The sequence below is a fragment of the Amycolatopsis sp. NPDC114503 genome (assembly GCF_055633655.1).
Genome location: NZ_JBVKDT010000002.1, coordinates 187,621 through 205,197 on the forward strand (window position 1 = coordinate 187,621; position 17,577 = coordinate 205,197).

Annotated in this window: 15 protein-coding genes; 3 read left to right on the forward strand and 12 right to left on the reverse strand. The window is 68.7% G+C overall.

What is annotated here, in order from left to right:
- Positions 1 to 83: 83 nt before the first annotated feature.
- Entirely contained in the window at positions 84 to 785 is a 702-nt protein-coding gene (locus tag ACZ7OI_RS08725; RefSeq protein ID WP_470263571.1) for an LmbU family transcriptional regulator, read from the reverse strand.
- A gap of 926 nt (positions 786 to 1,711) precedes the next feature.
- Between ACZ7OI_RS08725 and ACZ7OI_RS08730 the strand changes: the two genes are divergently transcribed.
- Together ACZ7OI_RS08730 and ACZ7OI_RS08735 are read left to right on the forward strand one after the other, a co-directional pair.
- Positions 1,712 to 3,277, forward strand: a complete 1,566-nt coding sequence (locus ACZ7OI_RS08730; protein ID WP_470263572.1) for an ATP-binding protein — start codon at positions 1,712 to 1,714, stop codon at positions 3,275 to 3,277.
- 636 nt (positions 3,278 to 3,913) lie between these two features.
- Positions 3,914 to 4,525 (forward strand): Ltp family lipoprotein, encoded by a 612-nt coding sequence (locus ACZ7OI_RS08735; protein ID WP_470263573.1) that lies wholly within the window; start codon positions 3,914 to 3,916, stop codon positions 4,523 to 4,525.
- A gap of 62 nt (positions 4,526 to 4,587) precedes the next feature.
- Here the strand turns inward: ACZ7OI_RS08735 and ACZ7OI_RS08740 are convergent, their stop codons facing one another.
- The 3 genes from ACZ7OI_RS08740 to ACZ7OI_RS08750 form a co-directional block, all read right to left on the reverse strand.
- A complete protein-coding gene (locus ACZ7OI_RS08740) occupies positions 4,588 to 4,797 on the reverse strand; it encodes a hypothetical protein (protein ID WP_470263574.1) in 210 nt (69 codons plus the stop codon).
- 361 nt (positions 4,798 to 5,158) lie between these two features.
- Complete coding sequence (locus ACZ7OI_RS08745) at positions 5,159 to 5,608, reverse strand: DUF4240 domain-containing protein (RefSeq protein WP_470263575.1); 450 nt, start codon at positions 5,606 to 5,608, stop codon at positions 5,159 to 5,161.
- Between the two features lie 42 nt (positions 5,609 to 5,650).
- Entirely contained in the window at positions 5,651 to 6,205 is a 555-nt protein-coding gene (locus ACZ7OI_RS08750) for an SMI1/KNR4 family protein (protein WP_470263576.1), read from the reverse strand.
- Positions 6,206 to 7,049: 844 nt separating this feature from the next.
- Here ACZ7OI_RS08750 and ACZ7OI_RS08755 point away from each other — a divergent pair.
- Complete coding sequence (locus ACZ7OI_RS08755) at positions 7,050 to 7,793, forward strand: hypothetical protein (protein WP_470263577.1); 744 nt, start codon at positions 7,050 to 7,052, stop codon at positions 7,791 to 7,793.
- A 341-nt stretch (positions 7,794 to 8,134) separates the two neighbouring features.
- Here the strand turns inward: ACZ7OI_RS08755 and ACZ7OI_RS08760 are convergent, their stop codons facing one another.
- From ACZ7OI_RS08760 to ACZ7OI_RS08795, 8 genes are all read right to left on the reverse strand, one after another.
- On the reverse strand, positions 8,135 to 8,584 hold the full coding sequence (locus tag ACZ7OI_RS08760; RefSeq protein WP_470263578.1) for an SUKH-3 domain-containing protein: 450 nt from the start codon (positions 8,582 to 8,584) through the stop codon (positions 8,135 to 8,137).
- Between the two features lie 121 nt (positions 8,585 to 8,705).
- Positions 8,706 to 9,485: a hypothetical protein gene (locus ACZ7OI_RS08765; protein WP_470263579.1), complete on the reverse strand. Its 780-nt coding sequence runs from the start codon at positions 9,483 to 9,485 to the stop codon at positions 8,706 to 8,708.
- A 70-nt stretch (positions 9,486 to 9,555) separates the two neighbouring features.
- Entirely contained in the window at positions 9,556 to 10,812 is a 1,257-nt protein-coding gene (locus tag ACZ7OI_RS08770; RefSeq protein WP_470263580.1) for an activator-dependent family glycosyltransferase, read from the reverse strand.
- Between the two features lie 92 nt (positions 10,813 to 10,904).
- The gene (locus tag ACZ7OI_RS08775; RefSeq protein ID WP_470263581.1) at positions 10,905 to 12,443 is read right to left on the reverse strand and encodes a PucR family transcriptional regulator; all 1,539 of its coding nucleotides are present in this window, start codon (positions 12,441 to 12,443) and stop codon (positions 10,905 to 10,907) included.
- A gap of 106 nt (positions 12,444 to 12,549) precedes the next feature.
- The gene (gene fgd / locus ACZ7OI_RS08780; protein WP_470263582.1) at positions 12,550 to 13,569 is read right to left on the reverse strand and encodes a glucose-6-phosphate dehydrogenase (coenzyme-F420); all 1,020 of its coding nucleotides are present in this window, start codon (positions 13,567 to 13,569) and stop codon (positions 12,550 to 12,552) included.
- An 80-nt stretch (positions 13,570 to 13,649) separates the two neighbouring features.
- On the reverse strand, positions 13,650 to 15,227 hold the full coding sequence (locus tag ACZ7OI_RS08785; protein WP_470263583.1) for a PucR family transcriptional regulator: 1,578 nt from the start codon (positions 15,225 to 15,227) through the stop codon (positions 13,650 to 13,652).
- Complete coding sequence (locus ACZ7OI_RS08790) at positions 15,224 to 16,513, reverse strand: hydantoinase/oxoprolinase N-terminal domain-containing protein (protein WP_470263584.1); 1,290 nt, start codon at positions 16,511 to 16,513, stop codon at positions 15,224 to 15,226. Before ACZ7OI_RS08790 ends, ACZ7OI_RS08785 begins: the two co-directional genes overlap by 4 nt.
- Positions 16,510 to 17,574: a DUF917 domain-containing protein gene (locus tag ACZ7OI_RS08795; RefSeq protein ID WP_470263585.1), complete on the reverse strand. Its 1,065-nt coding sequence runs from the start codon at positions 17,572 to 17,574 to the stop codon at positions 16,510 to 16,512. Before ACZ7OI_RS08795 ends, ACZ7OI_RS08790 begins: the two co-directional genes overlap by 4 nt.
- Positions 17,575 to 17,577 lie beyond the last annotated feature (3 nt).

The following is a 17,577-nucleotide window of genomic DNA, read 5'->3' on the forward strand; positions in this document are numbered from 1 at the left end:
CATCATCCGGGGAGCGGAAAGCACCGCGCGCCGGGCCCGCCCGGCCGACGCCCGGCCTGCCGATGCCGAGCGCCCGGCCGGGCTTACGGCCGACGCGGTTCCGGCACCTCTTCCGGCTCCTCCACCAGGATCTCCCCCGCCGCGCGGTCCAACGTGGCGAGCACCCATTTTTCGAATCCGACACCGGCCCGGTCCGCGGCTTCGCGCCACTGGCGGAGCCGGTTGCCGGGCACCTCGAGGTGCCGCGTCCTGACCGGCTGCGCCTCGTCCAGCGACCCGGCGCCGCGGGCGCCCCTGATGGCGGCACGCAGCTGTTTCGTGGTCCAGTCCAGCTCTTCGGCCGCATTGAGCCAGTAATCCTGCTCATCCGCGGGGAGCGAGGCGACCTCGGTGTGATGCTGAAAGCTCAGCCGGGCCCGCCGGCGGTTCAGCTCGAACCTCCGGGACACCCACGCGTAGTTGCGCAGGGTCTGGTATTTCAGCCCGGCCGCCCGGATGCCCGTCTCGTACCGGTCCACGTAATTGTCCTTGCCGAACACGAGCCAGTCGCCGAGCCACCAGCACGACGAGTCCACGATGCCGGCGAGCGTGCGTCCGGCCCGCTCCCACGATTCGAAGTTCAGGCCCGACGAAATACGCAGCCCGACCGGCGTCGTCAGCACCTCCTCGCCGTAGGACGAGGCGTGCAGCACCCGCCGCTCGCCCCGGCCCGACGGCATCGGGCGCACGAAGGCGGTCCCTCTCGCGGCAGGCCTCGCCGAACCGACGAATTGAGTATTTGCCATTTCCAATCCTCCGTGTGACCGCGCACTCGAAACATCGGAGACGAGCGGCCCCATTCGAGTAATTGTCGCGTACCGGACACAAATCGACAGCAACCCCGGAACAGCACTTCGGCAGGCGCCGACAACAGCGCACCAGCATGACCGAAAGCGGTCCGGGCAACTTCCCCAGCAAAGAATTCGACCGACCGCGAATGACGAAGAAAATCGTCACGAATCGCGGCGCCCAACCCCGTCGTGCGTCATTTCAACGGGACGAACGAATCAGTCACAGCCAACCCCCCAGGTTATCGATGACCCGGTTACCCGGATTTTCAGTTCGATCTTCACACCTTGCCCTCATCGTGGCGCACCCGATCGGTCGAGTACAGGTCACAGACCCGACACTCACCCGACACTCCGCCTGGTCCGCCCGCAGATCACCCCGGCATTTCCGCTGGCCGCCGCTCGCCCGGGCGTCGGACGGTGACGCTCCGTGCCCACCGACCCGACACATTCGGCCCAGGCCGCCGGATCGCCGGCGAGAGCCGTCAACCCCTATTCCCCGCGACGCCGCGGCGACACTTCCGAAAGCCCGTGAATCCGGTCCGGCCGGGGAATCGCAAACGACTGACCGCCGGCTATTCCCGGCCATTTCGCACCTCCCGGCGGACACCGGTATCCGGGAAGGCCCGGTACCGCCCCCACCTGGGCCGACCGCCGGACTGTCCGGCCAGCGGCACACACACCGAATTAGTCATCAGACGGATTTCAGGTGGGCATGGTAAAGCACGCACCGGGATATATCGAAGCTTTCTACCGTGATGGGTGTACCTCGAACGGCTGAGTGCCGCTACAGTCGAGGTGACCGCGGCACTGGGGAGCAGCGGGCCCCGCCGACGCTGAATACGTTGTGGGTGAGACGCTGAATACGTTGTGGGGGACTGGGGATGGGCTTCGAGTTCGGCGTGCTCTTGCGCCGGCAACGGCTTCACGCCGGAATGACACAGGAGGACCTCGCCACCCGTTCGGGAGTGTCCGTCCGGACGATCAGCAGGCTGGAAATCGGCCGGAGAGACCCACGGGTCGACACCGTACGGCGATTGACCGCGGCATTGGCATTGTCCGGCAGCGCCCGCGACGAGCTCCTGTCGACCGCGCAGGACAGCGCCGACAGGCAGCCGACCCCGGCGCCGGTGTCCGGTCGCCGGTTCCTGCCCCGCGACCCCGGCGGGTTCACCGGCCGGGAGAAGGAACTGGCCAGGCTGCGGGAAGCCGTCGACCGCTCGGCCGAAGACATCGTTGTCATCTCGACGATCGACGGGATGGCCGGGGTGGGCAAGACCGCGCTGGCACTGCACGCCGCCCACCGCTTCGCCGCGCAGTTCCCGGACGGCCACTACTTCCTCGACCTGCACGGATTCACGCTCGACCACGCCCCGACCCAGTCGCGCGAGGCACTGGACACGCTGCTGCGGGTCTCCGGTCTGCCCGACGACCGGATTCCCGACGCGACGGAGGAACGGTCCGCGCTCTGGCGGGCGATGCTGGCGAACCAGCGCGCGCTGGTGATCCTGGACAACGCCCGGGATCTCGCGCAGGTGCAGCCGTTGCTGCCGAGTTCGCCCGGCTGCCTGGTCCTGATCACCTCCCGGCACCGGCTGGTCGGCCTCCCCGGTTCGCTCCCGCTGTCGCTCGACGTGCTGTCGGTCGACGAGGCCGTCGCGTTGTTCAACGAGGTCGCCGCGACCGGCCGGACGAACGGCCAGCAGGACAACGTGGTGAAGGCGGTGGAACTGTGCGGCCGGTTGCCGCTCGCCGTGCAGTTCGCCGCTTCCCGGCTGGCCCACCGCCCGTCCTGGACGGTGCCGCACCTGGTCGCGTGGCTGGAGCGCAAGAACGGTCAGCTGGACCATTTCACCCTCGACAACCACAGCGTCGCCATCGCGTTCACCGCGTCGTACCAGCAACTCGGCGCCGCCCCCCAGCGGTTGTTCCGGCTGCTGGGCCTTCATCCCGGTCCCGACTTCGGCCCGGACACCGCGGCCGCGCTGGCCGGCGCGATCTCCCTGAAGACCGGGTCGAACCTGCTGGAATGCCTGGTCGATCACCATCTGGTGGAACAGCCGACGCCGAATCGGTACCGGTTCCATTCCCTCGTCCGGGAGTACGCCAGGGCCACCTGCGAAGCCGAGGAGTCCGCCGACGCCCGCAGCGAGGCGCTCACCCGGCTGCTGGACCACCACCTGCACGCCGCCACGCTGGCGATGACCCGGCTCTACCCGCACGAATCGCCTCCGCCAGCGGACGTGTCCTCACCGCCGATGCCCGATTTCGAGCTGGAGAACGCGGAAGTCGCCGAGCAGTGGCTCGAAGTCGAGCTGACCAACCTGCTCGCCGGCGCCGCGAGGTCGCCCGGCGGCGGGCGCTCCCAGCACACGGTGCGGCTGGCCGGCGTGCTCGACCGGTGGCTGAACGAGCACACGCACGGCACCGACACGCTGGCGCTGCACTGACAACGCCGCGGCTCGTACGCGCCCCCCGGACAACCGATGTGGCGGTCAGGCGAGGAAGATCAAGTCACGACGGTCAGCGTGCCCCGGACAGGGCCAACGATTTCTGCTGCGCGCACCCCCGGAAAATGATGCATTCGGACTGTCTTTACTGCGGCGCCAGTCTTTTCACGCCGGCAGCGGCGGCCGGGCAGTCCGAGCGGACCGCATAAGGGAAGGCGAGAATCAGCAGCGACGGTGCACCGTCCTCCCGCCGCGCAGTGATCGCCGCCGCCTGTCGTCGACTTCGGGCACGACTCGAGACGGATCGCGCCGGGCGGCTCCGGCCGCTATTTCCGCCACATCCTGCGGAGCACACTTCCGCCGACCGAATACCGAAATGCTAGAAGTGCCTGCCGGTAAAAAGGCGCAGCTGTTCTGTTCCGCGGGCGATTGTTCGGGTGTCAGCAGAACTCCCGGAACCGTCTTCCGAGGCCTGGGCGAGGCTTTCGTCGACGTGGGGCCGATCAACCGGACCAGGTTGTGCACGTGACCGTTCGGCGAGCAGACGCTGGCGTGCTGAGCCAAGTGGACATGACCGGCGTAACGAACGGAGCAGCACACACGACTACAAATCACCTCGCGTCAAGGAGCATCCTCATGATCAAGGGCGTCGCCCTCTTCGCTGCGGCGGCCGCGGCGGCCGTCGCCCTCACCGCCTGTTCCGGTCGTGATGCCGGCGATCTCGGTGCCGGCGGTGTGACTCCCACCCCTGCTTCGACACCCGGCTACTCGCCGCAAGGGTCCTGCCCTCCGCTGCAGGCCGGACAGTCGTGCATCAACGGGCAATTGGTCCAGTCCAGCCCGACCAGCGAGCCCACGCCCCCAGTCGCGTCCGCCCCGACCAGCGAGCCTCCGCCCCAGGTCGAATCCACCCCGACCAGCGAGGCTCCCCAGTACCCGCCCCAGGTCGAGCAGGCGCGCGAGTCCGCGCAGTCGTATCTCGGCTACACCGCCTTCTCGCGAAACGGCTTGATCGACCAGCTGTCCTCGAAGTACGGCGACAGCTACCCGAAGAACGTCGCCACTCAGGCGGTGGACAGCCTGGATGTCGACTGGAACGCGCAGGCAGCCAAGGCGGCACAGGCGTACCTGGACTACACCTCGTTCTCGTGCACCGGTCTGACCCAGCAGCTGTCGTCGAGGTACGGCGGGCAGTTCACCAATGCCCAGGCCAAGTTCGGCGCCCACCAGACGAAGGCGTGCAAATAAGGTCCGGCGGGCGACCCGTCGCCGAACAAGAACAGCCTCGCTCGCCCGCACGTGACCGGGGTTCACAACAGCGACAAGAGATACCAACCGCCGACCACGAGCGCCGCGGTACACGGAATCGTCAGCACCGCGGCCACGGCTCGCGGTTTGTCCCCACGCCACAAATAACCGGCGGCTATGCACGTCACCAGCGCGAGCAATACCGGCAGCACGAGCGACCACAGGTACACCGCCACTATCAGGAATGCCGCGAACACGACGGACAGAACCACGCACAGAAGCGCCGGCCCGGCAAAACCCGCGGATCCTCGTCCGCTCGAATCAGCATGCATCGATGCCTCCCTTTCCCAGGGTAGAGCGGAGGCCTGGATCCAGCTCGTGCCGCCCGGAAAGCGGACTGCACCGAAGGCGTCAGCTCCACCGACGCTCAAGCCAGATGTCCTTGCGGCGGACCACTCTGCGGATTCGAACAACGCATCGAACGCTCGACCTGCACAACGCTGTGTCGCGATACAGTTGGAGAGCGCCCTGCCAGACCGTGCGAGCGCGGCGGCAGACTGTTGTCTGCGGTGCTCGACCGTGCTTCGCTCTCCGACGAGGCGAATCCTCACCGTTTCGTCTCCGAATCCCGCTTCAGTTCCAGCCCGCCGGGTTCGATCCTGTTTCGTAGTCGACGGGACTGATGTGTTCCCATTCTTTTCCGGTCGAAATCTCATAGGCGTGTTGCGCGACATAAAGCAGGAATTCAGCCTCAGGTCCGTCGCTCCCGGTGTACGAACCGAATTTCTCCGGGTCTTCGAGAACGGACCGGTAAGCCTGCTCCCCCGCCAGCACCACCGCTGCCCGGCAGTACAGGAAGGAATCGCTCGAGAGAGGCAACCCGGTGGCCGCGGACGGCGCCGCGGCCAGCTCCGACCGGTCCAGGTCGTACAGGCGCTGGGCGAGGATGTCCTCGAACTGTTTGATCTCCTCTTCGCCGCGCCTGCCGAGTTCCTCTTCCAGAGGGGCGAAAGCAGCCTGATCCGTCGCTGGAGGGTCCCGCCGCACCAAGGAGACGAGTGCCCAGAACTCGTGACCGTCCATCGGATCCTGTTCCTTCCGGATGAGTTTATCGTGCAGCCACGGCTACGGCGTAGCTGATCGAATGAACTTCACGGCGATATCAGTGAAATCCCACTTCAGAAGGTTTTCCTCGCCAGTGTTCGCCAGGATTTCGCGAAGAAGCCGGGCGGTCGGGCCTGGATGCTCGCGCCACTCGTCTGCGCCTTGGTCGTGGTAAGCGATCTTCCAGGTGTCCGGGTCGGTCGACGCGGTAATCCAGCAGAAGGTTCCGCCTTGGCCGTCAGTTCCCCAAGGCAGCAAGCCGCCAGGTTCGGGGAAGAGACCGTAGTCGACGTCGGTGAGGTATTCGAGGTCCTCGTCGCCGAGGATGTTCAGGAGTACGTCAAGATCGTGCTTGTACTTGATCCACGTCCGCTCAGTCGCGACAGGACTGCGAATGACGATCCCGCGAAATATGCCACCAGGGAAGCGATTCAACAGTTCTTTGTAGTCGGCTGGCAGTGGTGTGCCGAGTTCGCGTTCGACGTCTGACCACTCTTTTTCCGGCGTGAACTCTTCGCGCCAGTCGAGGAGCCGAGCGATCTCGTCGACAAGAGACGGGGCATGGGCTTCGGTCATCGGCTCTCCCAGAGACTGACGGCGACAGGCGAGGCCACCTGACCTCCGCGGAGCAGTTGACACCCTAGCAACCGCGTTCTCGAGAATCCTGACGTCCGAACGATTGACCGTGCGGTACTGGGTGACGATGGTGCCCGCCAAGTCGGAACCGCGCAGCCGGGCCGAGGTGTACCCTCTCGACCGCGTTCCCGTTCAGCATTCTGTCGAGGGGATGCCCGGCTCACGACGTTCGCGTTCCCGAGGCTCGAGCGGGAAGGGTATTGCCGGTGCCGGGGAACGGTCCCGGCTTCGGTCATCCTTGAGCCCGCGGAGAGACCGGAACCTCCTGAACGCGGCCTCGGCTCCTCCCGCCGCAGGCGCGCCGCTCCATCGCTTCCGGCCTCCGGTCGACGTTCTTCGGGGCGAACAGCTCCCGTCGAGCCGCTCGCTGCTTCTCCCCCACTTGGATCGTCGGCGGGCGGCTCGCCGGGGCCGACGAGCCCGAAGCCAGCGTGGCACCGGTGGTACCTGCGTGTTTCCGCGGGCTTCTCCTTTTCTTGGCTCCGATGTTCCCTCGGCAGGAACGTCCTCTCCGTTCGAAGGAAACCCGATGAACGGGCGGGACGCGCACACACCGCGCTTTCAGGAGCACCCCAAGCCCAGGAACACGCAAAACGGCCGCCGAGCACGTCCGGCCAGCCTCCGGATCGGACAGCTAGCCAAAAGCACCCTGTCGCCTCGTCCGGTAATCAATGGGGGCCGCCCCCAAGGTCCGGTAAGTTATCCGATATCCCGGTCCGCCGGGAACGACGACCCAGGGGATTGGGTCCGGTACGAGGGGAATCAGATGCACAAGGGTTTTGTCATGTCCATCGGCCGTTCGGCCGTGGCGATAGCCGCGGTCTCGGCGCTGGCGGCGTGTTCGTCGGAAGCCACTTCCGCTCCGTCGGAAACCGCCGCCGCCCGAGCCGAGGTTTTCGGCGCGGCCGGTTACCGCGGCATTGCCCCGGGCATGGCCAAAGAAGCGGCGCTCGCCACCGGCAAACTCGCCAACGCCCCGGTATCCGCGCTCGACGGCTGCACGGTCCTGAGCTGGCAGGGAGGTCCCGCTCCGGACCAGGCCCGGTTGGCCGCCGAGGCCGAGGCGCAACGAAAGGCCGACGACCTCAACGCCAAGGCGGACGCGGCAGACCAGGCCGCGAAGCAGCCCGCGGGCAAGTCCGCCGCGGATTCGGCCAAGGCGGCCGCCAAGGACGCGGAGGCTGCTCAGCTGTCGGCGGACGCCGCGATGGCGAGCGCCGATCTGGCGGGCAAGCGAGAAGAGCGCGACAAGGCGTTCGCCGCAGCCGGTGGCGCCTCGTTCGGCAAGAACGGCTTGCACGAGCTGGGCGCGCCGCCCGAGGCCAAGACCGCGGAGGGGATCGGCGTCGGATCCTCGCTGGCCGACCTGCACAAAGCGTACGACGGGCGCGGCCTGAAGGAAGGCACGGCCGGGCGGTTCGAGCTGCCCCTTCCGGAGAAGCCGGGCTGGCGCTTCGAATTCACCCCCACGGCCGACGGCAAGGTCGCCGGAGTGGCGATCGCCGACGGTGCCCTGAAGTGCCGGTGACGCGGTACCACGGGCGTTTCTGAGTCTATTGTGGACGGATGGAGGCCTCCTTGTCGCCGTGGGCAAGGAGGCCTTCAGTTCTCTTCGGCCAGGATTTGCGCACCGCCGCACTCGGGCCTTATCGCAAATCCCAAGACAGAAGCTCACCGGCGGCCGCCCGCCTTCCCGAGAACATCTCCGCGTAAAGCAACCAGCTCGAGGAACTTGGCTCGCGCGTAGTCGGAACGGCCGGTTCGCGGGCAAACGAGGACACGAACACGTGTCCTCGAAGATCTCGGTGCGGAGCTGCTCGATGCGCAAGCCCGGCGAGCCGCATCAGGTCGTGCGCTTTGCTCACACACTCAAGAATCAGCCGCGTCCCGCCATTTCGGCATGACACCGAGAATCAGGCCTTCGAATCCGTCGACGCCGGAATCGAACGAGCCGAGCCGATCCGCCAAACAATAGATTTCGCCGACATCGTCGATCGCGAGAAAGAATCTGCCGCCGCCAAGATCGCCGACCGGGAAGAGAACCCGTCCGATCTCCGAGCCCCAATCGACATAGCGCCCCTCTTCTCCGGAAGCCACCATCGGATCCAAGTCAACCGGTTCTTTTCCACGCGTTATGCCCCGACCAGCAAGATCGAATTTCAGGCCGCCGAACGAAGAAAGGAACTCCGCGGCCGCATCAGGCATGCGAAGCCCTTCGCCGGTCAGACCGGCACGCCAGCCTTCGACATCGACCCGCCTCCCCCGATACCACCCTGCCGCCTCAAGAGCTGCCACAAGCTCCGGCGAGAACTCCGCCACGCTCATTCCCTCCGCTCACAGAATCCAGAGTGCATCGCTCGGCCAGGGGACGCCACTCCAGGCACGGCTGGCGCTCTCACGATACCCAGCCGTGCCCCGCTGAGGCGATGAACCCGTCAGGTCACCTGCCCCATTCCCGCATCAGGTCCTCGGCATGACGGAGCAGAATTCGACATCCGTCGCACGACTGGCCACCATTCGATTGCAGGCGCTCGCCGATGCTTCGTAACTGCCCCAAGGCTTTACCGGCACCGGAGATCAGTTCGTCTATCCGTTCCTCCGACGTCAGGTCGAAGTATTCAGCCAGGCACTCGCGCAGCAGGTCGCATGAAGCAGCTATCGGAGAATCGTCGGCATCAGCAAGCGCCCGAGAGGCCTCGGCCAGTCGCCAGCCGCAATAGCCGTCCGGAGCAAAGAGCAACCACAGACCGGACGCCACCTCGAACTCATCGAATTTCGAAAGGTTCGATACAACGGTATTCTCGACGCAGAACAAGGTATCGTCGGACCGGTAATGCCGATAGCGCGTAGCAGGTGCGAAGAAATCTCGAACCGACCCCAGCCGCACTGTGCCTCGGCTGGCCGGGCGGCCGGATGATCCGTGGGGACCAGTCAGAAACGGCGCGTCCGGCACGTGCAAGGCGACACTGGTCAGCAAGCCGGTTCGCCGGTCGAACCTGAACTCGTCAACGGGTTCCGAAGCGAACCAGTCGACACTGCCCTGAGTCGACAGGACGCCTTTCTCATGGCGCTCGCGATCGAGATAAGGACCGCTCGACACGACGCCCTCGGCGAGCAGCAATCTTGGACGAGCGAGTGCGAGAGCACCAGCATCAGCGAACAGTTCGAGATCGTAGAATTTCAGCTTCGTGACCCTCTGCTTCGTGGCGATCGTCCACATTGGTATTGGCGCGCGAATATCTCCTTTGCCGGAGCGCCAGCGTATCAACTGAGGCGGGGTGCATCAGCCGTCAGTCTCGGACACCCGCCAGCCGTTCCAGTTCCGGCACGATCTGGGCGGGCGCGGGGGTTTCCAGTACCTGCGCACGTACCTTCTCCGCGGACGTGGCGAACGACGGCTCGTCCAGCAGCCTCAACAACTGCGCACGCAGCTGTCCGGCAGTGACCTGCTCGTGTTCCAGCACCAGACCCGCTCCTTGGGCGGCCAGCAGATCCGCCAAACCCGCCTTGTCCCACATGTTTCCCGGGATCACCAGTTGCGGAACGCCGTGCACCACGGCATTTCCGATCGTTCCCGCGCCGCCGTGGTGGATCACCGCCGCGCAGGTGGGCAGCAGGGCGTCCAGCGGGACGAAATCGTCCAGCCGGACGTTGTCCGGCACTGCTGAGGCCGACTCCGCTTGCCTGGCGGTCAGCGTCGCGACCACTTCGACGTCCAGGTCGGCGACTGCGGCGAAAAGGTCGCTGACCGAGAACTGGTCGTCGCCCCACAGGTCGCGGCGGGACATGCCCAGGGTGACGCAGACACGACGCCGGGAGGGCGGCGAGGACAGCCACGACGGCACCGTCGACGGGCCGTTGTAGGGGACGTGCCGCACCGGGAGGCAGTCCGCGCCGACGGGGAATCGGGTCCAGGGCGGAAGCGGGTCGAGCGTGCGCTGTCCCAGGACCAGTTCCTCGTCGAAGGCGCAGCCGTACCATTCGAGCTTTCCGGACAGCCACTCCGCCATGGGATCGGCTCCCCCGGCGCCGCCCAGGTCGGCGAAAAGGGCGCGCATGCGGGCCCAGTGGTCGAGGCCGAACAGCATCCGGACGTGGGCCGCGCCGCTGGCTCGCGCCGCGATCGGGCCCAGGTACGTCAGCGCGTCCCAGACGACCAGGTCCGGCTGCCACGAACGCGCGAACCCGACGACGTCGTCGAGCGCCGCGTCGTGGGCGAGGTTTTCCAGCGCGATGGAGCACCACGTCGTGAACACGCCGCGGACGTAGTCCAGGGTGAGGCGATCTTCCCGGGTTTCGGTGATGTCGAACTCCCAGTCGAAAACCGTCTTGCCGGCGGGCCGGTCCTGGTCCTTGCCGTTCCGTCCGCCCAGATTCAGCACCGGGCCGACCGTGACGGCGGGCAGTCCGGTGCGGGTGATGGCATCAGAGAGGTCCGGCTGGGACGCGATGCGGACGTCATGGCCGGCCGCGCGCAGCGCCCACGCCATCGGCACCAGGTTGTACAGGTGCGCGTTCGCCGCGAACGTCGTGAACAGGACCTTCATCGAGTTCTCCCCACCATTCTTCGCTCGCGTGCGCAGTCCGCCGACCCGAAACCTGGCGAAACATACCGATCAGTACGGTTTGCGGACCACCCCTAGCCGTCTCGCCAGGGGCCTCGCGGGCGTCCGTTGGGAGACACCAAAAGCCGGGTCTGCAGCTCGATCGTGAAGCGCTGCACAGGATCGTCCAGGTCGACCGCGCACAGTTCTTCGATGCGTTGCAGCCGGTACCGGAAGGTGTTGCGATGGATCCGAAGCGCGGCCGCGGCTCGGGTGGCGTCTCCGCCGGCGTCGAACCAGCAGCGCAGGGTGTTCAGGTACTCGGCGCCGCGGGGCGACGGGTCGCGGCGCAGCACATCGAGGGAGCCGTCGAGCAGGGCGGGGTGTTCGGCGGCGAGGTCCGCCAGTTCGGCGATCAGGACGTGCGGGAGCAGGTCCGTCAGGTGGGCGGTGGCCGGTGTCCTTCGGGCGGCCAGCACACCTGCCGCGTGCCGGAGCGGGCCCAGTTCGGCGCGGATTTCGGAGCCGGTGGCGCAGGGGCGGCCGAGGCACGCCGCCAGCGGCGCGCCTGTCGAGGCACGCCGGCGCAGGCGTTCGGTGAGATCGGCGGGTCCTGAGCCGGGGGTGGAGGGGAACAGGACGAACATGAGGGAACCCAGCACGGCAGTCGCGGCCGCCGGGTCGAGCATCCGTGCGCAGCGCGCGAGGGCGCCCTCGCGATCGGGGGTGGTCGCGCCGAGGGCGGCGAGACGCCACCGTCGCGAAGGGCCGAGCCGTTCGGTCAGCGCTTCCAGCGATCCTGAACCGGCCAGCAGTCCGCGCAGCAGCTCGGCGCGGATCGTGTCTTCGTCGTCTCGTCCGGCGGGTTCGTCGACGAACCAGGCAGCGGCGGCCGTCGACACGTCGTCCAGCACCCGCGCGACGGACGCGGACGATCGGCGCGGTGTGCAGAGGACATAGCCGCCGACAGCCGGACCGGAGTGGATCGGGGCGGCCCAGCGGGGGCCTTCGAGGCGCACGACGTTTCGGACTTGGGCGAGTCGCTCCCGCAATTCCGCCGGAACACGCCGGGCCAGCACCATTTCGCTCGTGAGTGCGTCCACCGGTTCGCCGCATCCGAAGGCGAGCACGCGGAAGGCCGCGTCAACGATCACTACGGCGCCGTCCAGCGCTAGGGCCGCGCTTTCGGCGAGGTCGTAGAGACCGCTCGCAGTCGGAGTGACGGCGCCGAACCGGGCACTGGACAGCAGAGATCGCACCACGGTGTCGATCTCCACCCATCCGGCCTGTTTTTCCACCACGAGCACCGGCACGGCGGCACCGGTCAGGTCGAGGTCTGCGGGCAGCGCGCGTACGACGAGCGCCGCGGCTCCCGCACGACCAGCAGCGGCCAAGGCTTGCGCTAGTTCGTCGGCAGTCGGGCGGGGTGTCGTCATCAGCACCAGCTGGTGACGACCGGGCCGCCGAAGAGGATCCCACGGCGCAGACCCGGTCAACGGCCGGTCCAGGCCCGAAGCGGGGGCCGCGACGCTGAACCAGCCGCGTCGCGCGAGGAGGAGCGTCAGCCGGATCGTCCCGTCCGGCGGAGGAAGGTCGGCACTCGGTTCTCCTGGCCGGGCATCGACTGCCGTCATCGGCCGCTCCTTCCGTCCACTCCACGCTGCGTCGGAGGAAGGCTAAGCAGCGCCCGCAGCGCAGTCAGTGGGCTCACCGCACTGCGAAGACCGCTCGGCAGGGCTCTCAGCCCAGCCTTCGCAACCGGGGCAGGAGATCCCGCCAGGCCAGTTCGAGGAAGCGGGCTTGATCGCCGCCGGGCGCGTGCAGCACCAGGTCGGTGAAGCCGGCGTCGACGTACGGGCGGATCCGTTCGACGACCTCGTCGGGATCGGCGGAGACGATCCACCGGGAAGCGACCTGGGACATCGGGAGTTCGTCGGCGACGCGCTCCATGTCGACCGGATCGGAGATGCCGTGCTTCTGTTCGGCGGTCAGGGACAGCGGTGCCCAGAACCGAGTGTTCGCGACAGCAGACTCGGCGTCGGTGTCGTAGGACAGCTTGATCTCGATCGAGCGCGCGACGTCCCCGGGCTTCCGGCCCGCCTGCTCGGCTCCGGCGTCGACAGCTGGCTGCAGCTTCTCCGTGTAGAGCTCCATTCCCTTGCCGCTGGTGCAGATGAAGCCGTCCGCCGTCCGGCCGGCGTACTTCGCCACCACCGGACCGCCCGCCGCGACGTAGACGGGCACCGGCCGCGCAGGGCGGTCGTAGACGGTCGCGTTCTCCGTTTGGTAGTACTCGCCGTCGAAACTCACCCGCTCCTCTGTCCACAAGCGACGGATGAGGTCGATCGCCTCGCGCAGGCGGGCGAACCGTTCCTTGAACCCCGGCCACTCCATGCGGGCGACGGCGACCTCGTTGAGCGCTTCGCCGGTGCCGAGGCCGAGCAGGACGCGTCCGGGATACAGCGCGCCGAGAGTGCCGAAAGCCTGCGCCACCACGGCGGGGTGGTAGCGGAAGGTCGCGGTCAGCACGCTGGTGCCGAGCCGCACCCGCTCGGTCCGTTCCCCCGCCGCGGCGAGCCAGGCCATCGAGAAGGGCGCGTGCCCGTTCCGGTGCCGCCAGGGCTGGTAATGGTCGCTCACCAGCACCGAGTCGAAACCCCGCTGTTCGGCGAGGACGGCAAGCTCTACCAGAGGTCGCGGTCCGAACTGTTCTGCCGATGCCTTGTAGCCAATAGTGATTCTCGCGGTGCGTGTGTCCATTCCGGACACTCAACCGGCCGAGCCGCGCCGGGTCATCGTGCACGGCGGACGAACCGCGGCCCGCTGTCTTGTGCGCGACGTCAGCCGGGCTCGTCCCAGTCGACGCCGGCGGCGCGCGTGGCCAGGTGCACGGCCAGGCGGTCGTCCGGATCGCCGAGGTCGACGGGCAGCAGTTCGGCGATCCTCTCCATGCGCTGCATCACGGTGTTGCGGTGGACGCCGAGGGCGGCTCCGGCGGCCTTCGCCGAAGACTGGAAATCCAGGTAGCACCGCAAAGTGCGGACGAGGCCGCCGGACGGATCGGCCTCGTCGAGCGGCGCGAGCAGGTCGGCTGCCGCACCGCGCAGCGGAGCTGATCCGTACCAGCCCGCGATCAGCTTCCGGGCGCTGCTGGCGTCGATGTGCTCGACGACCGCCCGGCGGTGCGAGGTGTGGGCGAGCAAGGCCGCGCGGCGGGCTTGCTCGGCGGAGCGGCCGATGCCCGCCGCGCCCGTGTGCGCGCGGCCCACTCCCGCGCACAGCCGCAGCCCCGGATGTTCCGCTTCGACGGCGGCGAGCGTCCTGGCGAGCCGATCGAGCAGCGGACCGGGATCCACCGTGTCGGCGGTCAGCCAGAACAGCCATCCTTCGGCGCGTTCGACGAGCCTCGCGTCCACACCGTGTTCGGCCAGCCGCGCCTCCACTTCCGCGCCCAGCGCGGACATCCGGAGCGCGGCCGGGACGGCTGCCGCCTGAATCTGCACCGCGGTGTGCCGTCCGGCGAGCCGCCAGCCGAGCGCGGTGGCCCGCTCGACGGTGCCGCGTCCCGGTTCGCCGGGCTGTTCGAGGATTTCGCTGAGCAGGAGCGAACGGCGCCGGTGTTCCCGTTCGTCGCGCAGGGCTTCCCCCGCCACGTGCACCGCGAACGACAGCGCGGCGATCGCGATCGCGCGCCGGACCGGTTCGAGCAGCACTCCGGCCGCGAAGCGGGGCCGCCGCACCACGATCCAGTAGACCGCCGGCCCGGTCGCGACGACCTGGACCGGGTGCAGCATCAGCTCGCCGTCCGCGCCGACAGTCAGCGCGACCGGCCGCGCATCGGCCAGCAACGCCGGGTCGGCACTCCTGCCGAACAGCGCGTGCACCGCCGGATCACCGGCCACGAAACGGGCTTCCGCGTCGACGAGCGCCACCGGCTCGCCGAGCGTCGCCGTGAGCTGCGAGGCGAGCGCGTTCGCGTCGGCGGGCGGACGCTGGAAGCGGCGCGAGGCCTCGCCGAGCACGCGCAGGCCCGCGACCTCGGGGGCGCTGACGTAGGGATCGAACGCCGTGACCACCCCGGTGGGAGTGATGTCCTCGACGCCGATGAGCGGCAACGCCAGCCGGTCGGCGAGCCTGCGGGTGGCGAAGGGCACCGGCCGGTGCGGGCGGGCCGCGACGATCCCGGACAGTCCCGCGCTGCCCGCCAGCCGGATCGCGAGATCCGCCGCGAGGTCGTCGAGGACGAGCTGCTCCCGGCCGAACACCACGACACTGCGCGGGGCGAGTTCGGAAATCTCGTGCACCGCGGAACCCGCGACCACCGCCCCGACGGGCCTCTTCAGCCCGGATTCGCCCGCGAGCACCTCGTAGTGCTCGAGCAGGTCCAGGTCCAGCAGCTGAGCCAGGGTGACCGTCACGGCGCCACCGGTTCCAGGACCGGTCCCACCGCGGTCGCCTGCAGACGCGCGGCCGGCACCGGAACGTAAGTCATCAGCGCCTCCTTCACCGGGGTTTCCCGCAGGGTGCGGGGATCGGCTCCGGCACGGACCGCGGCGTCCCGGGCCAGCTGCCGGGCGCGCGTTGCCGAGGCTTCCCTTCCGCCGGTGCCCTGCCAGAAGATCCGGTCGACCGAGCCCGCTGCTTCCGCGATCGCCGCCCCCACTGCGGCTGCGAGATCGCCGTCCGGCGGCCGAATCGCGTCGGGCAGGGACCCGTCTCCGACAAGCACGACCGGGAGATCGTCGTATCCGTACCGCGCGCGGGCGACCGCTGCGGCGAGGGACATCGAGCGGTCCACCACGATCAGCCGCAGGAGACGCGAGCCGATCCGGATACCGCCGAATTCACGGTGAGCGCTCGATTCGGGCAGCAAACCACCACGCGTCGCCCCGACGACTGTCTGGTTGCCGGTCGCTTGCACCACCACAGCCGCGGACACTCCGGCCAGCCGGGCGGCACCGTGCAGCGACGCCGCCTGGGCCGCCCCGAGGCAAGCCGTGGTGTGGCGCTGCGCGGCGAGTTCGGGCAGCACGGTTCCGTCCCCGCGAACCAAATACAGCTCTGCACCGGGGTTGTGCTTCCGAACCGCGGTGCCTAGTTCGTCGATCCGAGCGCGGGCGAACCCGGCCAGAGCGGCGTCGAGCACGGCGGTGTTCTCGCGCTCCAGCAGGCCGATCGCCTCGGTCTCGCTGCCTTTCCGCACCGGGACGTCCGGCCCGAGCACGTCGGCCAGGACCGCCGCGGCCTGCTGTTCGTGGTCGGGATTCTCCAGTCCGTGGACTCCGGCGACCGCGACCGCGCGGACGGCTCCGGCGCACCGGCGGGCGAAACCGGCCACTGCGGCGAGGTCCAGCGGCTCCGACGCCGTGCCGTCGTATTCGTGCCCGCCCCGTACCGTCGCGACGGGTCCCGCGAACGCACTGGACAGCTCGACCGGCCAGCCCAGAAGCGGCGGAAGCGCGGTCGCGCCGCCGATGCGCAGCACCCCGACGGGAGATCCCGCTTCGGCAGGCACGGGCTCCGGCAGGATCGCCACGACCCGGTCGACCGCTTGGGCATCGACCTCCGCGAGAAGCGCGTCGAGCAATCGCGACGGCGGGCCAGTCCCGGGACGTCCTCGGTGGGACGCCACAATTCGGCTCCCCTCGTCCACTGCTACGGCTCGGGCGGCGACGGCGTCGATGCCCACTCGCAACCGGCTCATCGAGCACCGGCCAGAGGAGTCGAGCCGTCGAACCGGACCGGGTCGACGGCGTAGCCGAACGCGCGCGGCCCGGCCGCCGCGTGTCCTTCGGGCGTGTGCCACCGATCGTCGACCGGGCTGGCGATCACGTGCACTGCCTGGCCGACGGCGAGGTCGACCGTCTGCGTCAAGGCGCCAGTGTCCGCGTCCGCGACGCCGATCAGGTCCGGGACCGTCGCCAGCACCGTGCCTTCCCGGCTGACGATCAGGTTCTCGTTCTGGAAGTCGATCCGCACGAAACCCTCTGGGGCATCCAGGGAAACCACGCCGCGCGGCCAGCCGTCCGATGAGTGCTGCAGGACTTCGGCGACGGTTCCGGTGCACACCAGCCGTCCGCCGCAGGCGCGCAGGTACGGGTCGTGTCCATCCTCGGCGAGCGCCGCACCGATCCTGGCGCACTCGCTGATCGACCCGACGGCGCCAAGCCGCGAACAGTCCCCCGCGGTCACCCGATACGCGCTGATCAGCGCCACGAGACCCAGCGGCGGCAGCACAGCCCGCACCAGCTCGCCGAGCACGGCGCCGGAGCCCTGGCTGAACTCCGCGACGACCCCGGAGCCGCCGACGACGGTGATCGGCGAGACGGAGAACCCGGCCAGCCGCAGCAGGGTCAGGTCGATCGAGGGCAGCGTGCGGCGCATCAGGTCGAGGTCGAGGCACGGCAGGCCGAGCTCGGCGGCGACGGCCAGCGGGACGGCCACGTTGACGCTGCCGAGCTGGATCGGCAGGATCGCCGCGCACTTCCGTCCGGCGCGCGCTTCCACCGCCGTCCGGAGAGTCTCCGCTTCGACGGTGCTGTGTGCCTTCTCGACGAGCGTATGCGGGGTTCCGCCCGACACCACGGGGAGGACGAGGGCGTCCGGGTCCAGATCGTCCGCCGTGACGAGCGGGATCGGCCCGTGCTGCCGGACGGCGGCGACCAGGAGCTGCTGCGCCAGGTACGGGTCGCCGCCTCCTCCGCTCCCGAAGTGCACGGCACCGCGCACCACGTCGTCGATCGCGGACTCGGCGACGTGCTCCATGCG